Origin of the sequence: uncultured Helicobacter sp., assembly GCF_949282165.1 — a bacterium.
Taxonomy (GTDB): Bacteria; Campylobacterota; Campylobacteria; order Campylobacterales; family Helicobacteraceae; genus Helicobacter_F.
The window spans coordinates 1-21,614 of sequence record NZ_CASDOV010000008.1 but is presented as its reverse complement, the minus strand read 5'-3'; the positions used below and the strand labels follow the sequence as shown (position 1 = coordinate 21,614).

The 21,614-nt window shown below is 48.4% G+C and carries 17 protein-coding genes; 3 read left to right on the top strand and 14 right to left on the bottom strand.

What is annotated here, in order from left to right:
• Window positions 1-83: 83 nt before the first annotated feature.
• From lon to ACH2BK_RS05595, 7 genes are all read right to left on the bottom strand, one after another.
• Window positions 84-2,447, bottom strand: a complete 2,364-nt coding sequence (lon, locus tag ACH2BK_RS05625; protein ID WP_395002482.1) for an endopeptidase La — start codon at window positions 2,445-2,447, stop codon at window positions 84-86.
• 24 nt (window positions 2,448-2,471) lie between these two features.
• The gene (locus ACH2BK_RS05620; RefSeq protein ID WP_395002480.1) at window positions 2,472-3,113 is read right to left on the bottom strand and encodes an outer membrane protein assembly factor BamD; all 642 of its coding nucleotides are present in this window, start codon (window positions 3,111-3,113) and stop codon (window positions 2,472-2,474) included.
• An 88-nt stretch (window positions 3,114-3,201) separates the two neighbouring features.
• Window positions 3,202-5,865 (bottom strand): alanine--tRNA ligase, encoded by a 2,664-nt coding sequence (gene alaS / locus ACH2BK_RS05615; protein WP_395002478.1) that lies wholly within the window; start codon window positions 5,863-5,865, stop codon window positions 3,202-3,204.
• A 297-nt stretch (window positions 5,866-6,162) separates the two neighbouring features.
• The gene (gene flhB, locus ACH2BK_RS05610; RefSeq protein WP_394995364.1) at window positions 6,163-7,311 is read right to left on the bottom strand and encodes a flagellar biosynthesis protein FlhB; all 1,149 of its coding nucleotides are present in this window, start codon (window positions 7,309-7,311) and stop codon (window positions 6,163-6,165) included.
• 16 nt (window positions 7,312-7,327) lie between these two features.
• Entirely contained in the window at window positions 7,328-8,044 is a 717-nt protein-coding gene (locus ACH2BK_RS05605; protein ID WP_394995361.1) for a plasminogen-binding N-terminal domain-containing protein, read from the bottom strand.
• Window positions 8,041-8,628, bottom strand: coding sequence for an NUDIX domain-containing protein (locus ACH2BK_RS05600; protein ID WP_395002476.1), 588 nt, complete (start codon window positions 8,626-8,628; stop codon window positions 8,041-8,043). The genes ACH2BK_RS05605 and ACH2BK_RS05600 overlap by 4 nt, the downstream gene beginning before the upstream one ends.
• Before the next feature lie 8 nt (window positions 8,629-8,636).
• Window positions 8,637-9,815: a peptidoglycan DD-metalloendopeptidase family protein gene (locus tag ACH2BK_RS05595; protein WP_395002474.1), complete on the bottom strand. Its 1,179-nt coding sequence runs from the start codon at window positions 9,813-9,815 to the stop codon at window positions 8,637-8,639.
• 160 nt (window positions 9,816-9,975) lie between these two features.
• On the opposite strand from ACH2BK_RS05595, the gene ACH2BK_RS05590 reads away from it, so the two are divergent.
• Together ACH2BK_RS05590 and ACH2BK_RS05585 are read left to right on the top strand one after the other, a co-directional pair.
• A complete protein-coding gene (locus ACH2BK_RS05590; RefSeq protein WP_395002472.1) occupies window positions 9,976-11,385 on the top strand; it encodes a M23 family metallopeptidase in 1,410 nt (469 codons plus the stop codon).
• A 100-nt stretch (window positions 11,386-11,485) separates the two neighbouring features.
• Entirely contained in the window at window positions 11,486-12,199 is a 714-nt protein-coding gene (locus ACH2BK_RS05585) for a carbonic anhydrase (protein WP_394995350.1), read from the top strand.
• A 52-nt stretch (window positions 12,200-12,251) separates the two neighbouring features.
• Here ACH2BK_RS05585 and glmS read toward each other — a convergent pair whose 3' ends face one another.
• Window positions 12,252-14,039 carry a glutamine--fructose-6-phosphate transaminase (isomerizing) gene (gene glmS, locus ACH2BK_RS05580; protein WP_394995347.1) on the bottom strand — a complete coding sequence of 596 codons (1,788 nt, stop codon included), beginning with the start codon at window positions 14,037-14,039 and terminating at the stop codon, window positions 12,252-12,254.
• Window positions 14,040-14,123: 84 nt separating this feature from the next.
• On the opposite strand from glmS, the gene ACH2BK_RS05575 reads away from it, so the two are divergent.
• Entirely contained in the window at window positions 14,124-14,972 is an 849-nt protein-coding gene (locus tag ACH2BK_RS05575; RefSeq protein ID WP_395002470.1) for a phospholipase A, read from the top strand.
• 6 nt (window positions 14,973-14,978) lie between these two features.
• On the opposite strand, the gene ACH2BK_RS05570 is transcribed toward ACH2BK_RS05575, so the two are convergent.
• The 6 genes from ACH2BK_RS05570 to ACH2BK_RS05545 are packed head-to-tail and all read right to left on the bottom strand — an operon-like array spanning window position 14,979 to window position 21,396.
• On the bottom strand, window positions 14,979-16,028 hold the full coding sequence (locus ACH2BK_RS05570) for a type II secretion system F family protein (RefSeq protein ID WP_395002468.1): 1,050 nt from the start codon (window positions 16,026-16,028) through the stop codon (window positions 14,979-14,981).
• Between the two features lie 3 nt (window positions 16,029-16,031).
• Complete coding sequence (locus tag ACH2BK_RS05565) at window positions 16,032-17,507, bottom strand: GspE/PulE family protein (RefSeq protein WP_395002466.1); 1,476 nt, start codon at window positions 17,505-17,507, stop codon at window positions 16,032-16,034.
• A complete protein-coding gene (mshL, locus tag ACH2BK_RS05560) occupies window positions 17,504-19,255 on the bottom strand; it encodes a pilus (MSHA type) biogenesis protein MshL (RefSeq protein WP_395002464.1) in 1,752 nt (583 codons plus the stop codon). The genes ACH2BK_RS05565 and mshL overlap by 4 nt, the downstream gene beginning before the upstream one ends.
• Window positions 19,256-19,260: 5 nt before the next feature.
• Window positions 19,261-19,623, bottom strand: a complete 363-nt coding sequence (locus ACH2BK_RS05555) for a hypothetical protein (RefSeq protein WP_394995332.1) — start codon at window positions 19,621-19,623, stop codon at window positions 19,261-19,263.
• Between the two features lie 5 nt (window positions 19,624-19,628).
• Entirely contained in the window at window positions 19,629-20,180 is a 552-nt protein-coding gene (gene gspM, locus ACH2BK_RS05550) for a type II secretion system protein GspM (RefSeq protein WP_394995329.1), read from the bottom strand.
• Entirely contained in the window at window positions 20,173-21,396 is a 1,224-nt protein-coding gene (locus ACH2BK_RS05545) for a hypothetical protein (RefSeq protein WP_395002462.1), read from the bottom strand. Before ACH2BK_RS05545 ends, gspM begins: the two co-directional genes overlap by 8 nt.
• Window positions 21,397-21,614: the final 218 nt, after the last annotated feature.

Genomic DNA, 21,614 nt, shown 5'->3' with positions numbered 1-21,614 from the left:
CATTTACTGCGCACAAAGCAAATTTTTAGAATCCTCAATCCCAAATGCACAGAATCTAAGTCCCCGCATACGCCTATTTTGCCCTACACAAGCGCGATCTTTAGCACTTCTTTTATCGTGCTCACGCCGATTATCTCCATCTGCTCCTTAATGTGCGGGCTAATCTCATCTAAATCCTGTTGGTAGTTTTTCATCGGTATTAGTGCCTTTTTTATCCCGGCTTTGTGCGCGGCGATAAGCTTTTCTTTAAGCCCACCTATGGGTAGCACACTCCCACTTAGCGTGAGCTCCCCTGTCATCGCCACGCTACTATCCACGCATTGATTAGACAAAACACTTGCAATCGTGCAAGCCATCGTGATGCCCGCACTCGGTCCGTCTTTAGGCGTCGCACCCTCGGGGATATGCAGGTGTATATCATAGCTATTATAAATCTGCTGATCCTGCTTGTGTCCTGCGCTATGCAAAAATTTAGTATCAAAAAGTGTCTTTACCACAGAATGCGCGATTTTGGCAGATTCTTTCATCACATCGCCAAGGCTACCGGTAAGCGTGAGCTCCCCCTTGCCCTTAATCTTGATAGCCTCGATCTTTAGCACATCGCCACCCACACTCGTCCAAGCCAAGCCGTTGGTAACTCCGACTTGATTTTTCTTATCCGCGCTAGAGATTTCAAACACCTTTTTGTGTAGGTATGCGGGCAAATCTTTTTGCGCAATGGTGATTTTAGAATCTCCCTCGTTGTTTAGGATCTCCTTAGCCACCTTGCGCATTATGCTAGCGATTTGCCGACGGAGGTTGCGCACGCCCGCTTCTCGCGTGTATTTCTCGATGATCTCCCTAAGCGCGCCCGTGCTGATAGCCACCTCGGTATTTTTGAGCGCGTGTTTTTTGATCTCTTGGGGGATTAGGTATTTGCGCGCGATTTCAAACTTCTCTTGAGGCGTGTAGCTAGAGATCTCAATAAACTCCATTCTATCGCGCAGTGGAGGGGGGATCGCGCCTATATCGTTTGCCGTGGCGATAAAAATCACTTGGGAGAGATCGAGATCGAAGTTTGTGTAATAATCCCTAAAGGCGGTATTTTGCTCGGGATCCAAAATCTCTAGTAGCACGCTAGAGGGATCGCCACGATAGCTCTTGCCGACTTTGTCTATCTCATCGAGCACGATTACGGGGTTGAATTCCTTTGCCTCGATAAGCCCTTGTGTGATACGCCCGGGCATCGCTCCGATATAGGTGCGCCTATGCCCACGCAGCTCATTGACATCTTCCATACCACCTAGCGCGATACGCACAAGCGCGCGTTTAGCGGCTTTGGCGATGGAGTTTGCGAGGCTTGTCTTGCCCACGCCCGGCGGTCCATAAAAACACAAAATCGTGCCCTTAGAATCTTTGCTCTCTTGCTTGCGCCTGTGTGCGAGCTCGCGCACCGCGAAGTATTCTACAATCCGCTCCTTTGGCTTTTGCAGGGCGTAATGATCAGAATCTAGCTGCCTAGCGAGGTTTTTTATGCTGATTTTGGTTTGTGCGAGCTTGCCAAAAGGGATTTCTAGGCACCACTCGACATAATTTTGCAACAAATTCGCATCGGCACTATCTTGGTGCATACGACTTAGGCGCGTGATTTGCTTTTTTATCTCCTTGTAGGCTTCCTCGCTCATATGTGCTCGCAGAGATTCTAGCTTTTGGGTGTAGCGTTCTATCTCTTCATCTTTTGGATTCTCGCCTAGCTCTTTTTGGATAAGCTTTAGCTGCTCTTTTAGGAAATATTCTTTGTTGATTTGCTCCATTTTGTTATGGACTTTGGATTTTATCTCTTTTTGCATTTTTTGGGCTTGGATCTCCTCCATCACGCATTCTATGATGAGCTCCAGCCGCTCTAGCACATCGTCTTTGGCAAAGAGCGTGTAGGCGACATCTTTTTTGAGCCTAATCCCAGATGCCACGAGATCCACGATACGATTGGGGTCGTGGTTTTCATCGAGAGCTTTGAGCAAATCAGGAGGGAAATGCTGCGCCATATTGGCTAGCACCTTGACTTTTTCGCGCAAAATCTCTAGGAGCGCGTTGGCGGTATTTTCCTCATAGGGCTTAGATTCTATGCGCTCTATGCACACTTCTAGCGGATCTTGCTGCATAATATCAAGCACCCTACATTTATACAAGCCTTGGAAGAGGATTTTTATACGCCCATCGGGCACAGCGGTTTTGCGCATAATATGCCCCATCACTCCCACATCATAAAACCCCTCATCGTCCTTTGCCACCGAGACAAAAATACGCTTTTGCTCCATATCCTTGCTCTCCATCGCCTTGTCAATGGCGCGGATATTCTCCTCATCGCTCACAAAAATGGGCAAAATCATAAACGGATAGATAAAAAGCTCATCTTGCACGAGCAGAGGCAAAGTCATAGGAAACTCTAAAAGTTCATCGTTATTCATTGTCAAACCTTTTTGTAAATTGTGCTACCAATTAAAAATCCGCACATACCACGGGATATGCGAGGGTTTTACCTTAATGCCCTCGATAATATCTTGATTCCTTGAGAGATAGTCCTCGCGCGCTCTCTCCTTGCCCTTGCGCTTATAGACATTGGCTATTGCGGTGTTGAGCTCATTTTCGCCAAGCTTAAATTTGATAAACACATACTCGACAAAGGGTGCGTATCGGCTATTTGGGAATGTCTCTAAGTAGTTTTCAATCTCGCTAATGGCGCGATACATAAACTCCTGATCTTTCGCATAGTTTTTAAACCCGTAGTAGTTAGCAAGGATCTTGAGATAGCCCAAATAGTCCTGATCGGCAAGCGTGGAGTATCGCTTCTCATACTCATCGATATAAAAAGTCGCGAGCAAATACTCCTCTTTGTCCATATGTGCTTGGGCTAGTATGAGCATAGCCTCGGGCAAAAGAGGCGAGTTGATATGCTCAGACTGCAGGGAAGAAAAGCTAGAATCCGCACCCTCGAGATTCCCAAAATTCACTTCTTTGAGTATGTTTTCATACCAATACACAGCTGGCTTGTTGTATTCTAGCTCTTTTTGCGAGCACGCACCAAAATACAGCGCCCACGCACTCATAAGCCCGATATATAGAATCTTACGCATATTCTCCTCTTTGCAAGTTTGTTAGCTTGGGGTGGCGCGCACCTATGATCACTTGAGTTTTTAAGACGCTCACTATTGAAAGCACACACTACTTAAGGGATTTGAGGGCAAACTCCCTAGCGCACTCTAGGGCTTTAGCGATACTTGCCACATCTTTGCCGCCAGCAGTGGCGAAGTCATCGCGCCCACCGCCATTGCCTCCTAGGATTTGTGCGACTTCTTTCACCCACGCACCAGCTTTGAGCGGAGCGTTTTTAACCCCCGCAGCGATGAACACCTTGCCTTCATTCTCTGTGATGAGCAAAATCGCTACGCGTTGGTATTTGTTTTTTGCCTCATCGATAGCCGCTTTTGCCTCCGCGCTCTGTATCCCCTCTAGCCTTGAGACTACGAGCTGATACGCGCCTACTTGCTCATAGGCAAGCCCCTTGAGATTGTTTGCCACACGCGATGAGGTTTGTTTGAGCTCTTTTAGTTGGGCTTTCATCTTAGTAATGCCCAAAAGCACATCTTGGGATTTTAGCGCGTCTTTGGCGTCTCTTAGTGTCTCTAGGGCTTTTTTGCCCCACTCATAGGCGGCATACCCACACACCGCTTCTATGCGCCGCACGCCACTGCTCACGCCACTTTCTTTGGTGATATAAAAGCTCCCAATTTGCGCACTATTTGCCACGTGTATGCCCCCACACAGCTCGATAGACTCCCCAAAGCTCACCACACGCACGCTTTGTGCGTATTTCTCGCCAAAGAGTGCCATCGCGCCCTTTGCCTTTGCCTCCTCTAGGGGCATACTCTCACATATCTGCGGGTTTGCTGCACAAATTTGGGCATTGACATCAGATTCTATGCGCTCAAGCTCCTCTTGACTAAGGGGCTTATTGTGGCTAAAGTCAAAGCGCAGACGATGGGGCTCCACCAAGCTCCCTGCCTGTGCGATATGCTCGCCCAAAATCTTGCGCAACGACAAATGCAGCAAATGCGTGGCGGAATGGTGCTTGGCTATCTCATCGCGCGCGCTATCTACTTGTGCTAGCACCTCCTTATCTTGCTCTAGTCTCTTGAGTGTTCGCACTTGAGAGATATTAAGCCCGAAGTATTTTTTGGTATCGCTCACCTGTGCGCACACCTGCCCTTGTGAATCTAACAACACGCCTTTATCGCCCACAGGTCCGCCAGATTCTGGATAAAATGGCGTAGTGTGCAAAAGCACATAGCCCTCTGAATCCGCTCCAAGCACCTCCACACGCCTAAACGCAGAATCTAGCAATGCGAGGATTTTCGTTTGTGCGCTATCGCTCTCATAGCCCACGAATGTATTTTCTCCAAACGCACTCACAATCTCTTTGAAATCGCCCTCTTGCGCGCTATCCCCACTGCCTTTCCAGCTAGCCTTAGAGCGTTGCTTTTGAGCATCCATATGTGCTTCAAACTCTCCCATATCCACCTCTATGCCCCTATCACGTAGCATATCCTGCGTGAGATCTAGCGGGAAGCCATAGGTATCATAGAGTCTAAACGCCACCTCGCCGCTAAAGCGTGCCTTAGGCGTATTGGAGTGAATCTCGTGCAAATCCTGCGCACCACTCATTGCATACAATTCTTTGTTAAAAAGCTCCATACCCGCATCGATAGTCTCTAAAAATCGCTCTTCCTCGCTCTTGCACTGCTTTGTGATCGTGTCTTTGCGCTCTAGTAGGTAGGGATACGCACCCTGCATAGAATGCGCGAGAGATTCTATAACCTTATACAAAAACGCCTCTTTTAGCCCTAGCAGATACCCGTGCCGCACCGCTCGGCGCAAGATTCTACGCAGGACATAGCCGCGCCCCTCTTTGTCAAAATGCACCCCTTGAGCGAGCAAAAACGCCACGCTGCGCGCGTGATCGGCTATCACGCGAAAGCTTGAGATACGCGCTTTGATACGCTCGCGCTCCTCTTGTGTATAAGAGCCCTTAAGTAGCACATCATCGCTGATATACGCCTCTTGTGTGAGATTCTCAATACAGCGCATAAGCGGCGCGAAAAGTGAGGTATCGAAGTTGTTTATTTTGCCCTCTTTGAGTGCCACCACGCGCTCTAGCCCCATACCCGTATCGATACTTGGGCTTGGCAGGGGCTTTAGGGCACCGCTCTCATCGCGCTCATATTGCATAAACACGAGATTCCATATTTCTAAGAATCTATCGCCCTCACCGCCAAAATAATCCTCGCTTGAGTGAAAAAACTCACTCCCCTGATCCACATAAATCTCGCTACAAGGACCGCAAGCCCCCACATCGCCCATTTGCCAAAAATTATCCTTATCCCCCATACGCGCGATTTTGCTAGGATCTATATACTCACTCCAGATTCTAAACGCCTCATCATCACTCTTATGCACGCTCACATACAGCACCCGCTCATCAAAGCCTAGGACTTTGGTTACGAGCTCCCACGCATACGCGATCGCCTCTTGTTTGAAGTAATCCCCAAAGCTAAAATTCCCTAGCATTTCAAAAAGTGTGTGATGGCGCGCGGTGTAGCCGACATTTTCTAAATCGTTGTGTTTGCCCCCTGCACGCATACAAACTTGTGAGCTAGTGGCGCGGGGGATCTCTGGACGCGGGAGCTTGCCTGTAAAAATATCCTTAAACTGCACCATACCCGCATTTGTGAAAAGCAGGCTCGCATCGTTTGGCACAAGCGGCATAGAATCATACACCCTATGCCCCTTTTGTCTGAAAAACTCTAAAAACGCAGCGCGCACATCCATACCCTGCTAGTCCTTTCTAAAGCAATTTGTGGCATTGTATCTTAAAAACATAAAATTTTTTCTAAACCCTGCCCACGCCTAAGCGCACTATTTATGCAAGTTTGCTAGCCCAAACCTACTCATCGTTTCTAAGCACACAGAATCTAGCGCGGATTTAGAATCTTAAAGAGTGCATAGAATAAGGGGCTAAATGCTAAGCCCAATTTGGATTGTGGAGCTCTTTTAGATTCTGTTTTGCTTATTTTTAGAATCTCTCTTTTTAGATTCTGTGCTTGTTTTGGGTATTAGATTTAGAATCTAAGTCATAGGGCTTTGCTGCTGGGCTTGCTGGGCTTTTTGGCGGGCTTTGAGCGTGGTGTTTAGCAATGTGTCTTTGCCCTGCAAGTGATCGAGCCACGCCACTTGCTGCAGGACTTCTGAAACTGCTCTAAAAAGATCGGGGTGGATAAAGCTCCCCACCTCTACCATCGCATACAAACTCCGCGCTAGCGGTGGATTCTCAATAATGCGTATGTCGTGCTCCCGCGCCACGGCCTTAATGCGTATGGCGAGCTCATCGACGCCCTTTGCCACCACGCGCGGAGGCATACCCAGATCCACATCTTCGTCTTGATAGCGCACGGCTACGGCATAATGCGTGGGGTTGGTGATCACCACGGAGGCAGTGGGGATTTCTTGCATCATACGAGAGCGCGCCATTTTTTGCTGGGTTTGGCGGATGCGCGATTTGATTTCGGGATTTCCCTCATAGCGTTTGGTTTCGTCTTTTAGCTCCTTGACGCTCATACGCAGACTTTTCATATACTGGTAGCGTTTGATGAGATAGTCTGCTATCGCCATAGCTAAGAAGAGTATGAGCAAAATCCCGATCAAGATAAGCACCTTTTGCCTAAACCACAGAATCTGATCGTAGATTCTAAGGCGCGATATGGTGGGCAACTCCCCAAAAAACCCCACAAACACGACAAAGCCCACGATGAAGGCTATGGAGACTTTGAAGGTAATCATAAAGCCATCAAGGAGTTTTTTGAGTGAAAAGACATTTTTTATGCCCAAAATGGGATTGATTTTAGAGAGTTTGGGCTGCAGGGCTTTGGTAGAGAGCAAAAATCCAAACTGCCCGACATTTGCCACCACACCCATAATCATTAGCCCCACAAACACAGGCAGCACCATTTTGAGCATCTCCGCCCCTATGCCAAGGCTTAGCCACAAAAGCTCTTGCGCGCTAAACTCACTAAGTGTAAAAAAGCCCACGATATAGGTAAAAATCCCCTTGCATCCACTCACCCAATAGGGAATCATAAAAAAAATAAGTGCCAAGCCACTGAGCATCACAAAAAAGCCTACAAGCTCGATGCTTTTGCTGACATTGCCCTCCTCGCGTGCCTGCTGGAGTTTGTGCTGCGAGGGGGCTAGGGTTTTTTCTTCATCATCTGCAGGCATTGCGCTTCCTTAGCACTCACTCCTGCGTGAGGGTATCGTAGTAGGGAAAGTAGTCTTTGGATTTGTAGGATTTGAATCTACTGCCAAGGGGTTTGTTTGGGTGGCTTAGGCGTGAGAAAAATGGCGTGAGTGTGCTAGCGTGCAGTATCTCGCTGGGCGGTGGGGCTTGCGTTTCAAGGAGGGCGAAGGATTGGCAATCAAACACCTTTGTGTGTGCAGAATCTACGATAAACACCAAACCTATGCTGTATTTGGGGCAGAACTCCCCAAACTGCTTTGGCTTTGGATCATTAAGGCTCTGCTGCTGGAGGTATGCCGCAAAGAGATCGATGTGCATAAAGTCAATCGCAGGATTGCTATCAATCACAAATTGATAACTCTCTTGGTTTGGCGCGAGAACAATGGCGCGGTTATAAAAACTCCTAAAAAGCACTTCATCGCCCACTTGGGGTTTGTTTATGGGGGTTGGGAGGTATCGCTGCTCTATGGTGTCAAAGGCTTCTACCCTAGCACTCGCCCTGCCTCCCTCGATAGATTCTATAATGGCTTTGGCGATGATGATTGCGTGGGATTGGTTTTTTGTCAGCACCACGCCGCTCTCGCCCACTTGCAGATTCTGTGCGTCAAAGACGATGGTATCTCTCTGCACAGAATCCACGCTCACTCGCACGACTCTAGCATCTATCCCAAGCGCGCAGCTCCACGCTAGCACAACGCACACAATCCACCTCATACACGCACCCCTTTGTCTGTGGTATGGCGCAAAAACCACAAGATTCCAAACCCAAGCCCGGGCGTTTTGACAAGGCTTGTATCTAGCAAAAACGCCTCTAGCTCGGCGCGCTTAATCAGCATAGATTCTATAACCTCCCCATCGACGCCACCGCCTTCAGAGCGTTTATCGCTTGCAGTTACTTGCGCATAAAAGAGATGTTGCCTCGCTCCGCTTGTCCCCACAGAAGTGTGAAACACCGCCACTTCGCGCAAATCCTCTGAATCCACCTCATAGCCGCATTCCTCTAGCACTTCCTCCGCGGCGATTTGGCGGATAGTTTTGCCCTCCTTGTCGATGAGTCCTGCGCATAGCTCGTATGTGTAGCCGTCGTTGTTTTTTAAAAACACTGGTGGGCGAAACTGCCGCACTACCACGAGCGCGTCCTCATCGACTCTGTGGATAATAATCGCCACGCTATCAAGGCTCTGGACAAAGTCCCAAGTTTTTTTGTAGCCATTTTCGGTATAAGTCATTCGCTGGGGCTTGATGTAGGGGGAATCTGTGCATTGGGTGATACAAATATCGCGTATATCGGTTTTCATCTCACTCCCTATTGCAAGCCCTCGGCACCGCCCACAGGGAGGCTCACGACGATGGATTCTCGCTGCTCCTCTTGGACTTGTGCGAGGATTGTCTCAATCTGCCCTTTGAACTCATCGCTAAGCTTAGCAAACTGCTCTTTGTGGGATTTGTCTAGCTCTTTTGTGGCGGCTTTGATGTTGCCTAGGGGATTTACGGGTTGGTTGTTTTTATACACGCCAAAGTGCAAATGCGGTCCCGTGCTAAGCCCGGTGTTGCCCACTTTTGCGATGTATTGCCCCTTTTTGACATATTTGCCCACTTTCATTCCGGGAGCAAAGGAGTTGAGGTGCGCATACACGGTTTTTATGCCATTTTCGTGGCGCACCTCGATGACATTGCCATAGCCGCCCTTTTGCCCGACAAATATGATGGTGCCACTCCCCGCTGCGCTCACCACCGTGCCTTTTGGTGCGGCATAATCCACGCCATAGTGTGGGCGCACAAAGCCTAGTATCGGGTGCTTGCGCCCTAGAGAGAATTTGGAGCTAATGCGCGCCCCTACAATTGGCATAGAGAGCAAAAATCCCTCAATCTCCTTGCCCTTGATGTCGTAATAACGACCATTGTAGGCAAAGAGATAGTTTGGTTTTTTGTTGGTTTCCACCATAGCGACTTTGATTTGGGCATTGCCTAGGGGCTTGCCTAGGCGGTATTTGCGATTGTAGATGAGCGCGACTTTATCGCCCTTTAGCACAGTGCGATTGAAGCTAATGCTGTTTTTGTAGGCATTGAGTAGCTCATTGACAAGCCCTTGATCGTCGGTAACTTCCATAAGATCTTGATAGATGGAGCGTTGGATTGGGAGCACGATGCGCTGCTCATTTTCAAAATACGCGATGGGTGTGAAGTCCATCTTGTAGCCGTCTTTGTAGCGGAAGATGTGAATTTGCATACCATCGCCGATGGGGATAAGGGCTTGTAAAAGGCTGCCCTCCTCGCTGAACGCCGTGTAGTAGCGCACGCCTGCATAAATCTCGCTTGTAAGCTCTCTGTCCTCTGGGGGCAAGTCGTAATACACGCTTGCGGGGATATTGTATTTTTGGAAAAATCCAAAAAGTGTGCTACCGCTCTCCCAAATCTGATTGCTTACCACCGCGCCAAAAGCCGCCTGATAAGCCACGCACAAAATTAAAAAATACCGCTTCATTGCTAACCTTAAAAAGAGAATAATGTGTGAGATACAACGCAACACCACCAAATCGGCTTTTGCAATCCTATCATAAAAAATCCTAAAAAAATAGGCAAATTTCACTTAAGTTTTGTGAAAAAACCACGATATAGTGGGAATTCTAGGCTAAGGGAGTAGAGTGAGGAATCTAGTCATTGCAGTCTTTGTGGCGTGTTTGGGTGCGGTTTTGTATTTGGTGCTTAATTTTTTTGTTTTTGAACGCCAAAAGCCTATCTTCCAATCACTCTCTAGCCTCCCCACACATTGGAATCTAAAGGACGATTTGTCGCTACGCTTTAGCGATGAGAGCGGGATACGGAGCTATAGCGTGGAGGTGCTTTTAGATTCTCAAATCCTCTTTAGTCAAGGTGAAGTGGTGCTCAATAAGCCCAAAAATTTCACGCTCTCCCTCCCTAAGCCCCTAACCGAGCTAAAGGACGGCACAACGCTCGTGTATAAAGTCTGTGTGAGTGATTGGAGCAATACGAATTTTTTCGCAGGCAACACAACTTGTGTCGATGTGTCTCTCATCATCGATACGAGCGCGCCACAGATTGAGATTCTCGCGCGCTCGCCTAAGATCTCTCGCAGTGGCAGTGCCTTTGTGCTCTTTAAAGTCAAAGATCTCGCGCTAGATTCTGTAACCCTTAGCAATGGCAAAAATGAATTTCGCGCCTTTAGGCATCATTTTGATGGCATTGTGCTCGCGCCCGATGAGGCGGTGTATGGGGCGTTTGTCGCGTGGCCCCTAGAAAATGTGCTTTTTGAGGGCAGGATTAAAGCCGTGGATAAGGCTGCCAATAGCGCACAAATCGCGCTTAATTTCCCCAAAAACCTTACCGCCCCTATCCGGAAGTCTAACATACGCCTAAAACCGGAGTTTTTAGAATCTAAGCTCCGATCTTTGCTTGAGCAAATCAGCAATGTGAGTTATGAGGGGTTTGCAGACGATAAAGAGCGGTTTTTGTTTATCAACGAGCAGGCGCGCTCTAGGGATTCTAAGCAGATTTTAGAAGCCACCACCACCACGATTTCTAACAAAAGCTACATTCCTTATGGAATCTCGCCATTTTCCGCGCTCAAAAATGCCGTTGTCGTGGGGTATTTTGGCGATGAGCGGAGTTATTATCTAGACAAAAACCTTGTGAGCGTGGTGTATCATATGGGGCTAGATCTCGCGAGCGTGCGCAATGCCCCGATATTTGCGAGTAATGGCGGCGTGGTAATATTGCGCCAATACCTAGGCTTGCACGGCAATACCGCTGTGATTTACCACGGCTTTGGGCTCTCAAGTCTGTATGCGCATATGTCGGATTCCACGCTCAAAGTGGGCGATGAGATAGAAAGCGGCGATATCATCGGCTACACAGGCTCTAGCGGATGGGCGTTTGGCGATCATTTGCATTTGGAGATACTTGTGCAGGGGCACGCGGTGAGCGTGCAGGAGTGGAGCAATCCCAAATGGGTGCAAGAGAGCATAAATGCGGTGTTTGAGCAAGCCCGAGCGCGATTATTAGAGCAAAATATGCTAAGAGGGCAAGCCAAATAGCCAAAATTTTCACAAACTAAGAATCTCCGCCCCGCACAAAGCATTTTTAAGCCAAAATGCGTAACAATACGGCTTTTATTTTTGTTTCAAGGAGTTTGTAATGAAGTGTGGTTGGCTACTAGCAATTTTGCTGGGCGTTGGTGTGCTAAATGCAGCGCACTGGGGGTATGATGAGCATAATGGACCAAGTAAGTGGGGCGAGCATTACCCCGAGTGCAATGGCAAGGAGCAATCCCCCATAAATATCCTTACCAAAAACACGACTTCGGTAGAGCGCGCACTTTCAATCGCGTATGAAGCAGATTCTAAAAATATCATCAATAATGGGCATTCTGTGCAAGTGAATTTCACACAAAAGGGCGGCATAACCTATCAGGGCAAGGAATACAAGCTTATGCAGCTGCATTTTCACACGCCTTCAGAAAACACGATAGATAATGTCGTCTATCCGCTAGAGATGCACCTCGTGCATAGTAGTGCTGAAGGGGAGTTGCTCGTGATTGGCGTGCTTTTTGAGGAGGGTGGGGCAAATGCGGAGCTGCAAAAAATCCTCTCTAGCGCACCCAAAAAAAATGGCGGCAACAACAAGCTCACTAAGCTCAATCCCCGCAATCTCTTGCCACAATCACAAGCGTATTACGCGTTTGATGGGAGTTTGACGACGCCCCCTTGTAGTCAAAAGGTGCAGTGGGTGGTGCTGGGAGAGGCACTAAGCGCGTCTAAAAAGCAAATTGATGGGCTGCATAAGATTATGCACGATAACTCGCGTGATGTCCAGCCGCTCAATGGCAGGGAAGTCAAAAGCGCGCGCTAGATCGCGCTAGATTCTGTATTTGTGCCAATCTCGCTTACACTATCGCCAAGCCTCATTCCACGGTTACGGATTTGGCGAGGTTGCGCGGCATATCCACATCATTGCCGAGTTTGGTGGCGATCTCAAGGGCGAGGAGCTGGAGCACCACCATCATCGCATAAAACTCTTCCATATACTCGCTGCATTTGGGGATATACACCATATCATCGGCTTCTTGTATCTCTTCGCTACAAATCGCACAAATCGTCGTATCACGCGCGCCTAGCTCCTCGACATTGCTTTTGATTTTTTCAAAGAGCAGGTTTTTGGGCAGGAGTGCGAGGCAAAAGAGCTCGGCATCAGCAAGCGCGATAGGTCCGTGCTTCATCTCGCCGCTTGGGTAGCCCTCGGCGTGCAAGTAACTAATCTCTTTAAGCTTGAGTGCGCCCTCAAGTGCGAGTGGGTAGAAAATATCGCGCCCGATAAAGAAAAAGCCGTGCCCGTGTAAATACCGCTTAGAAAGTCGCTTCAAGCGATCGTGGAGTTGTGAATCTATCTTGGTGAGCTTAGCAGCATTTAGCATTGTGCGAGCGTAGTGCTTGAAATCCCCCGCCCCAATGTGCCCGCGCAAATGCCCCAAATACACGCTGAGAATCCAAAGCACCATCATCTGTGTGGCAAAGGCTTTGGTGCTTGCCACGCCCTTTTCTATCCCTGCGCGCGTGAGGATTGTTTTGTCCGCTTCACGCACAATGGAGCTATTATCGACATTGCAGATGGCGAGGGTTTTTAGCCCGCTAGATTTGGCGAGTTTGAGGGCTTCGAGTGTATCGGCAGTCTCGCCACTTTGAGAGACGCACACAAAGAGCTCATTTGGGTGCAGCACGGGCTTGGCGTAGCGGAACTCGCTAGCAAAGACGACATTAGCGCGGATTTTGGCTAGTCGCTCTAGGAGGTATTTGGCACTAAGCCCCGCGTGGTAGCTCGTCCCACACGCACAAATTGTAATCTCCTCAATACCACTAAAAAACTCGCCCCCCACTTCTTCAAATCCGATAAATTCATCGCTCACGCGCCCCATCATCGTCTCTAGCAGGACTTTGTGCTGCTCATAAATCTCTTTTTCCATAAAGAATCGATAGCCATCTTTTTGCGCATAAGACTTACTGATACTAAGCTCTTTGATATCCTGCAAATGCGCAAAGCCCTCCAAATCCATACGCCCGATACTCTCATCGGCGACATAATGCACCTTACTAGCAAGCCCGATAAGCGGCGCGTCCGAACTAGCAAAATACACGCCCCCTTCGCCTTGGGCGATAATGAGTGGCGAGCCCTTTTTGGCATAAAAAATCGCCTCTTCATCGGCTTTGGTGATAAGCAGGATTGCATACGCGCCGCTAAGGGCTTGTATGGTGTGCTTGAAAGCTTCCATCGGATCTTTGTGGGTTTTTAGGTTTTCTTCAAACAAATGCACGATAACTTCCGTATCGGTTTGGCTAGTGAATTGATGCCCTTTGTCTTTGAGGGCTTGCTTGATTTGGGCGTAATTTTCAATGATCCCATTATGCACGACATTGCTAAATTCTGCGAAGTGTGGGTGGGCATTTGCCTCTGTGGGCTTGCCGTGTGTCGCCCAGCGCGTGTGCCCTATGCCTAGCCCAAAGCCCTCTGAGTGGAAGTCTTTGCATTTTTCTTCGAGATTGGCGATTTTGCCCACGGATTTAAAATTATGGAGTTGCTTGTGGGCTAATACCGCGATTCCTGCGCTGTCATAGCCTCTGTATTCTAGTTCTTTTAAGCCATCAAGGAGGATTTGCTTTTTTTCATTACTGCCGATGTAGCCCACGATCCCACACATTTACAATCCTTTACACAAACTTTACTTTTAAGCGTTTTAGGACTACAATCTTACGATTTTTTAGCTTAAGTTTGAGGGTGCGTGATGAGAAAGGGCTTTGTGGTTTTGGCTTTGGTGGTGGGTGTGTGGGTGCTCGCAGATGAGAATCTAGCTACAGATTCACCAACACCCACAAAGCAGGAGAGCCCCCAAGAGATATTTTCGCGGCTTAGCGCGCTCTATGCGCACGAGGCGATTTATATCCTGCCCTATTATCATAGCTTTTCACCCACTTATGACAACAATATGCCGACAGAGACAAAATTCCAATTTAGCTTCAGAATCCCTATGTTTTCTATCGGTGAGCGCAATAGATTTTTCTTTGCCTACACGCAAACCGCGTTTTTCCAAAACTACAATGAGCCAGATTCACGCCCGTTTCGCGATACGGACTATGCGCCGGAGTTGTATTGGTCCTATGAGGGGATAAATGATATCGTGCGTTGGGTGCAGCTAGGCTACAAACACATCTCAAATGGCGAGCGTGCCCTGCGCTCACGCACCCAAAATCAGCTTTTGCTCAAAGTCCGTTTGCAATACGACACGCCTTGGGGGCTAAAAATCGGGGCAATCGCGCGCACTTGGCTTTGGATGAGTTTGCGTTATGAGGGCTATCTGCACGATAATCCGGATTTGGCGCGCTATCGGGGTTATGCGGATTTGTTTTTGTATCTCAAATACACCAACCACCTCCTAGAGCTCAAAGCCTCGCCCATCGTGAGCGATTTTGGATTCTATAAACCCCACTTTGAGATAGGCTACACCTATCGCCTAACCAAAAATCTCGGAATCTACGTGCAATACAGCAATGGCTATGGCGATAATATCTATGAATACAATATCCACTCAAATAGGCTAGGGATCGGGCTTCGGCTCTGGCAGGGCGTGTTTTAGTGAGTGCTAGAGCACATTTGCGCTCATATCCCACATAGGCACAAACACTCCTAATGCCAAAAACACGATGAGTGCGCCCATAATAAGGCTAAGCGTGGGCTCTATGAGGCGCACGAGTGTGTCGAGTTTTTGGGTATTGTGAGTTTGGAGATTTTGGGCGATGGATTCAAAGATTTGGGGGAGTTTGGCACTCTTCTCGCCTGCGCGCACGAGCGTGATAGAGAGAGGATCTAAGAGGCTAAGTGCTTCAAGGGCTTGGCTTAGCGTGGCTGCGGTGGTTTGGATATAGCCCAAAAGGGCGTGGTAGCGTGAGCGTAGAGCGCGATTCTGCACGCTTTTGGCAGCAAGTGGGAGAGCTCTATCTAGCGGCAGCGCGCCCTTTAGCATACAGCTAAGCGCAAATGAGAATCTATACCGCTCCTGTGAGATGATGAGCGCACCCACAAGCGGCAGGCGGAGCGCGAGCGCATCAAGCCTGTGCCTAAAGGCGAGATGGTGCCTGTATGCAAGGAGTGTGATAAAGCCAATAAGCACGAGCAAAAGGACACTCAAAGCCCCAAAGGTGTGCGCAAACTCATAGAGCCATAGCAGTATTTGCGTATAGATAGGCAGCTCCACGCCAAGTTCGCCAAAAAGCACCATAAATGGCGGTATCACAAACCAAATAATCGCCAAAAACGCCCCCACCATCGCGCATAGCACAAGGGCGGGGTAGAATAGGGCTTTGGTGATGATGGCTTTGTTTTGGGCGCGTTTTTTGAAATACTCGCTTAACTCAAGCAATATTGATGGGAGGTTGCCGCTTTGCTGCCCCAGACTAAGGAGCACGCAGGAGAGTTCGCCAAACACCGCTTTGTGCTTCTCAAAGGATTGGGCGAGGTTTCGCCCGTGTTGGAGGCTTTGGGCTATATCATCTATGACGCATTTAAGGGCTTTGTGAGGGGTTCGCACGCTTTGCATACACTCTAGCACCCCCACGCCAGAATCTAACAAAAGCCCCATTTGCAAAAAGAGCGCGCTAAGATCCTGCGGGTTTGGCGTGCGCCCTAGATTCATAGCCTAGCCCCACACACGATAGATCTCTTCTACGCTGCACAGCCCTCGCGTGAGAATGTCTATGATATGCGTGCGCATAGGTATGAGGTGTGTTTGCAAGGTGTCTTTGCTAAGGCTAGAGGCGCGAGGGTTTTGGAGCACTTCGCTAAGCAGCAAACGCCCGCTAAAGCCGCTATTATCACAATACGCGCAGCCCCTAGAGCGATAGAGCGGGGTTTGGAGTACAAAGCGTGCGAGGAAGTCTTGGTATAAGCCCTCTTTGAAGGTAGCATAAAAGTCTTGTGGCACGCTATATTTGCAATGCTCACAGAGCCTGCGAGCGAGGCGTTGGGCGATAATCATACTAAGATTTGTCGTGAGGATTTCGGGCTTGCCACCTAGGCTTAAGATTCTATCAAGCGCACCTAGTGTGTCGTTAGCGTGCAAGGTTGCAAAGACTAAATGTCCGGTAAGCGAGGCTTGGAGCGCGAGCTCAAGTGTCTGAAAATCGCGAATCTCCCCTATCATCAGCACATCGGGATCTTGCCGTAGGCAGCCCCGCAGGGCGCGCTCAAAGCTAAAATCGTATTGCGGATTAAGGAGCACTTGGGTAATGCCGCTCACTTGGTATTCTATTGGATCTTCTAGGGTGATGATTTTTTTGGTGCTATCTTTTATCGCCTCTAGCATTGCATAGAGCGTGGTGCTTTTGCCACAGCCTGTGGGTCCTACGAGTAGCACCACGCCGCTGCCTTTAGTGATTTCTTGATGGATAAGATGGAGAGTAGAGGGCAAAAATCCTAGGGAGTGGAGCGTGTGGCTTTTGGCTCCTTTTTGCAGGATACGCAGGACAAGCGACTCGCCATCAATGCTAGGCATACTTGAGAATCTAAAATCAAACGCACCTTGTGCAAAATCCCGAGAAAATCGCCCATCAAGGGCTTTGCGCTTTTCACTGATATCAAGCTTGCACTCTAGTTTGAGGCGCGTGGAGAGCACCTCAAAGAGGCTAAGGGGGATTTCAAAACTTTTGTGCAAGATTCCATCAATGCGATAGCGGATACTTGCCGCGTGCGCGCTAGATTCTAAATGTATATCGCTGCTTTGGTGTTGTATGCCATACTCGAGGATAAAATCTAGGAGGCTGCCAATATCGCCGCTTTTGTCGCTAGTAGTCTCTGTGTCTCCTTGCAAAAGCGTGAGGTTGGCGCATAGGCTTTGTGTGAGGGCAGTGAATCTAGCATTAGCAAGGGCTTTTTGATAAAACAGCTCAAAGTCGTTGATGGGGGTGCATTCTAGGGCAAGGTTTGGGAATTGTTTGTGTATATGAAACCTCACAAGCTCCATATCTGGGGGATTATCCGGATCTGTGGCGAGGGCGATATGAGTAGAATCTAGCTTAAAGGCAAAGCAGCGCAGCTTTTCTATAAACGAGAGATTGAGCGCGCAGAGGGCTTTGTGGTCGAGGTTCTCAGGGGAGTGCGTGGGGGCGGTGCTCATAGAGTGCCTATGATAGCGTGAGATTGCCCCGTGAGAGCGTGTGCGTGATGTGAATCTATGCTTTTGGTATCTGGGGATTGTAACATATCTATGGGCGGGAGCTTATCTTGGAGCTGCTCTAGGATTTGTGTGGATTCTAGAGATTCTGTGGCTGATTTTTGGGGTTTTTGAGAATCTAGCATCTCTCTAGATTCTAGCAATATCTGTGGCAGCTCTTGGGCTTGGATTGCTTCTTTAGTCATAATCTTTGGCGAGAGGATTATCACCATTTCTTTGGTTACCTGCGTGTTTTTGGTATAGCTAAAGAGGTATTTTACAAGCGGTATGCTCCCCAACACGGGGACTTTTTTGAGAATCTTTGCGTTGGTTTTGTCAATCAGCCCGCCTAGCACGATACGCTGCCCATCGTCAATGGCTACGAGCGAGGAGAGGTGCTTGGTGGCGAGATTGGGCGGGGAGCTAAGGGCGGTTGTTTGATTCTCCACTGATGAATCTTTAGTCTTGGTAATCGAGGGATTAATCTTTAGGATAATCTTTTTGTCTTGAATGCTTGGCGTAACATCAAGCAAAATCCCCGCAAACACTGAGGGGAAAATCTCGGAGGCATTTTGCACCGAAGTGCCTTGCGTGGTGGTTTGGTATGTGGTGCTCTGCTGATAGCGCAGCACACTGCCCACACTGATGATGGCGGGCTGATTATTGAGCGTGAGGACTTTGGGATTGGAGATAGATTCTACTTTGCCATAGGTTTGCAAAAACTCCACAATACGCTCGATGCTCACGCCTTGTGAGAATATATTAATCCCATAGGAATTGCCCGCATTATTAAGCACAAGCGAGCTAGAGCCCTCGCTCCCTATGGGTGTGGTGGCGAGGTTGGTGAGGTTAAAAAACTGCTCCCAATCAATGCCATAAGTCGCGCTATCGTTGTGCTCGACATTGAAAATATTGACATCAATAAGCACTTGTGCGTGAATCTTTTGGGCAAGCGAGGCGAGGTATTCCTCCACGCGACTCACCTGCCTCTGTGAGCCTGTGATGGTCAAAAGCCCCGCGCCTTTGTTGATCACAATATCTTTGTGTGCGAGCTTAGATTCTTGAGATTGTGCGCCATTGCTAGAATCTGGCACATACCAATCCCCCGGGCGATAGGCAATGTTATAGATTTCATTTTCCAGCTCGCCCCAAAAATCCATCTCATCGATAGAATAAATTTTCGTGCCGCTTTTGCCCGTGCCAAGCGTGTGCCCGGCGGCTTTGTTGAGTGCCATTTTGTGCGCTTGCTGGGTGGATTCAAAGGTATTAAAGCCCTGTGTGGCGTAGGAGTTTTGGTAAGTGTTTAGGGTGTTTTGAGAATCTTGAGAGAAAAACACATCGGTGTTGCTAGAGCCCACGCGCGCGGTGGATATGTAATTGATACTAAAGGTTTTAGTCTGGAGTGCCCAAATGCTAAGGAGATTGTCTTGGAGCGTGAAGCTTAGATCGTTTTGTGTGAGCAAGGTATCTAAAACTTGCTGCAGTGGGGTGTCAGAAAACTGCAAGGACATTTTTTTAGAATCTAAAATCTTGCGGGCGAGATCTTGGGTGTAGATGACATTGAGCTTGCAGTCTGAAGCGATAGCCTCTAGGATCTTAGAAAGCGTGGTGCTAGCACTAAAGCTGATAGACTCGCAGGAGTGGAGCAGAGGCTGGGAAAAGAGGAAGAGCGCAAATATCGCACGCAGCCAAATCGTGGATAAAAGGCTCACTGCTCTCACTTATACCACACGATGTTTTGGGAGATTTTTATCGTGTGGAGCTTGCCTCCTTGGGCTAGAGTGATGTGATCACTATAAACGCCTGTGATCGTGCCAAAGGGTGCTTTGCCGCTTGCATACCACACGCCATCAATGAGGGCTTTGGCATTCATCACCGCTTCGAGCTTGAGGTAATGGGGCTTTTGCACGCGCGTGGGTGGGTGTGGTGCGGGAGTGGGGAAAGGATTGTGCGCTAGATTCTTAGGGGATTTGTGGCTTTGTATGTGAGAGTGGAGAGTATCAGCACAGAGCACATCACAAGGGATAGATTCTGCACCAAAGGCAAGGTGTGCAAGCAGGCAGATGAGGGCGTAGCGCATTTAGGTTAAATCCTCATATCTTGGATAAGGAGCTCAAACTCTAGGGCGTCTTGGAGCGCGATATGGACAAAATCTAGGCTCACATACCGCCTTTGTAGGCTCTCGATGCTGTCGATAAATCGGGCGATGTCTTCAAACGCCCCGCTGCCCTTTAGGGAGATGATACCCAGCTTTTCATTAGTGATGTTGATATCCGTGAGCGTGAGGCGATAATCTTGGGAAAGCGTGAGGATAGAATCTAGATTCTCAAAGGCATTGCGCCCATTGGTGGTAATCTCGCGCCACAAGGAATGGAGCGAGGCATTGGCTCGCACAAGCTCTGTGAGGAGCTCGGAGCGTTGGGAATGGAGCGTGGTGGTGTCTTGCAGGGCTTGCTTATAGCTGCTCTCATACAGGGCGTCGTCCTCTCGGAGCTGGGCTAGCAGGCTAGAGGCGTGGCTGTGGGCTTGCTCGGCAGGCTGTATCAGAAGCATATGCGCACAGAGCACAAACACAAGCAGGGCGCAGATGAAGGCTAGAATCTTTTCGCGTGGTTTGAGGCGGGTGAATCTACTCATAGCGCACCATAGAGATTTGGGAATGGGCTTTGCCATCTTGGTGCGTGATATGGGTAATTTTAGCCTGTGATTTTTCGGTGTTGAGGGTTTTTAGTAGCTGCGTGATGTGGGATTGTGTCGGAGCGTAGATGTCCATAATCGCCACGCTCGAGCCTGTGGCTTTGGCAAAGCTCACGCGAGTGGTGTGCGTGGCGTGCTGGGAGAGGAGTGAGAAAGCCTCCTCCATAGCCTCGCCTAGGAGCGGGGCATTTAGTGAATCTAACACAAAGGAGATTTTTTGATACATATTTTTATTTTGCGTTAGGAGCTCGTTTAGCTCATTGGTTTGGGCTGTGGTGCTAGATTCTAGGCTAAGGAAATCGTATTCTTGGGATTGGAGGGCGGCGATGTGGGATTTGAGCGTGTGGGTGTGGGCAAAAAGCGCACTGGGATAGACAAGCCCAAAGCCCACGCTAAGGGCTATGGCTAGGTTGCGAAAAATGTGTGTTTGTGATTTGCCAAAGAGCCCAAAAGCATTGCGGACAAAGCCGAGCTTGTTGTGCAGCAGGGCTCTCGTGCAGGTGTAATACTCGTCTTTGCATTTTTGGATAAAGGTAGAGAATCTGCTGCGCTTGCTCTGTAAGCGGATTGCGCTAGATTCTAAAAGCGTGGTGGTGGGCATAGATTCTAGAATCTGCAGCGTGTGCTCGCCAAACATTTTGGCAAAAAGCTGGGCTTTTTGTGTGATCTTACTCTCTGTGCTAGCGATCGTGCTAAGAACCTGCGCGTGATTGATGTAATAGAGGATTTGGGATTTTTTGATATACACAAAGCCCTCTTGGATATGCAATGCCAAAAGATGCGCGTCTAGAGCGATCTCACACACTTTGAAGTGCTTGGGTAGCTGGGCAAAAATGCTGTGATCTATGAGGTATGCCTCGCACTCCTGTAGGCTCTCGTCATAAAAATGCGGCTTGCACGCAAAATACAGGCTGTATGTGTGCGAAGAGTCGATAATACCGCTCTCGTTGGCTTTTGCATAGATGGATTCTATAATCTTTTCTGTATCTTCTTGAATCTGGGAGTTGAGTGAAGCGGAGATATCAAATGCGAATTTGGGCAATTTGTCTAGCTCGCAGACATAGAGAATCTTGGCTCGTTTTGTGGTGGGTGATGGCGCGAAAGTGCGTTTGTCAAAAAGAGTGCCATTATAAAAGATATGCGAATATGCAGACATAATAACCTTTGGTTTTAAGATCGTTCATTGCTCTACGCAGAATAAAAAATAAAGCCAGAATTGTAGTTAAAGAAAACTTTATTTTTTATTAAAGAGAACTGCTATAGAAATTTTTCTTATAAAGCAAACTTTAAGCTTTGTATGTGTAGTATTTCGTTTCCCAATTTTGAGGAGCTTAGAGCAAATCAAGTTTTATCAATCATTCTAAATCTTGTATC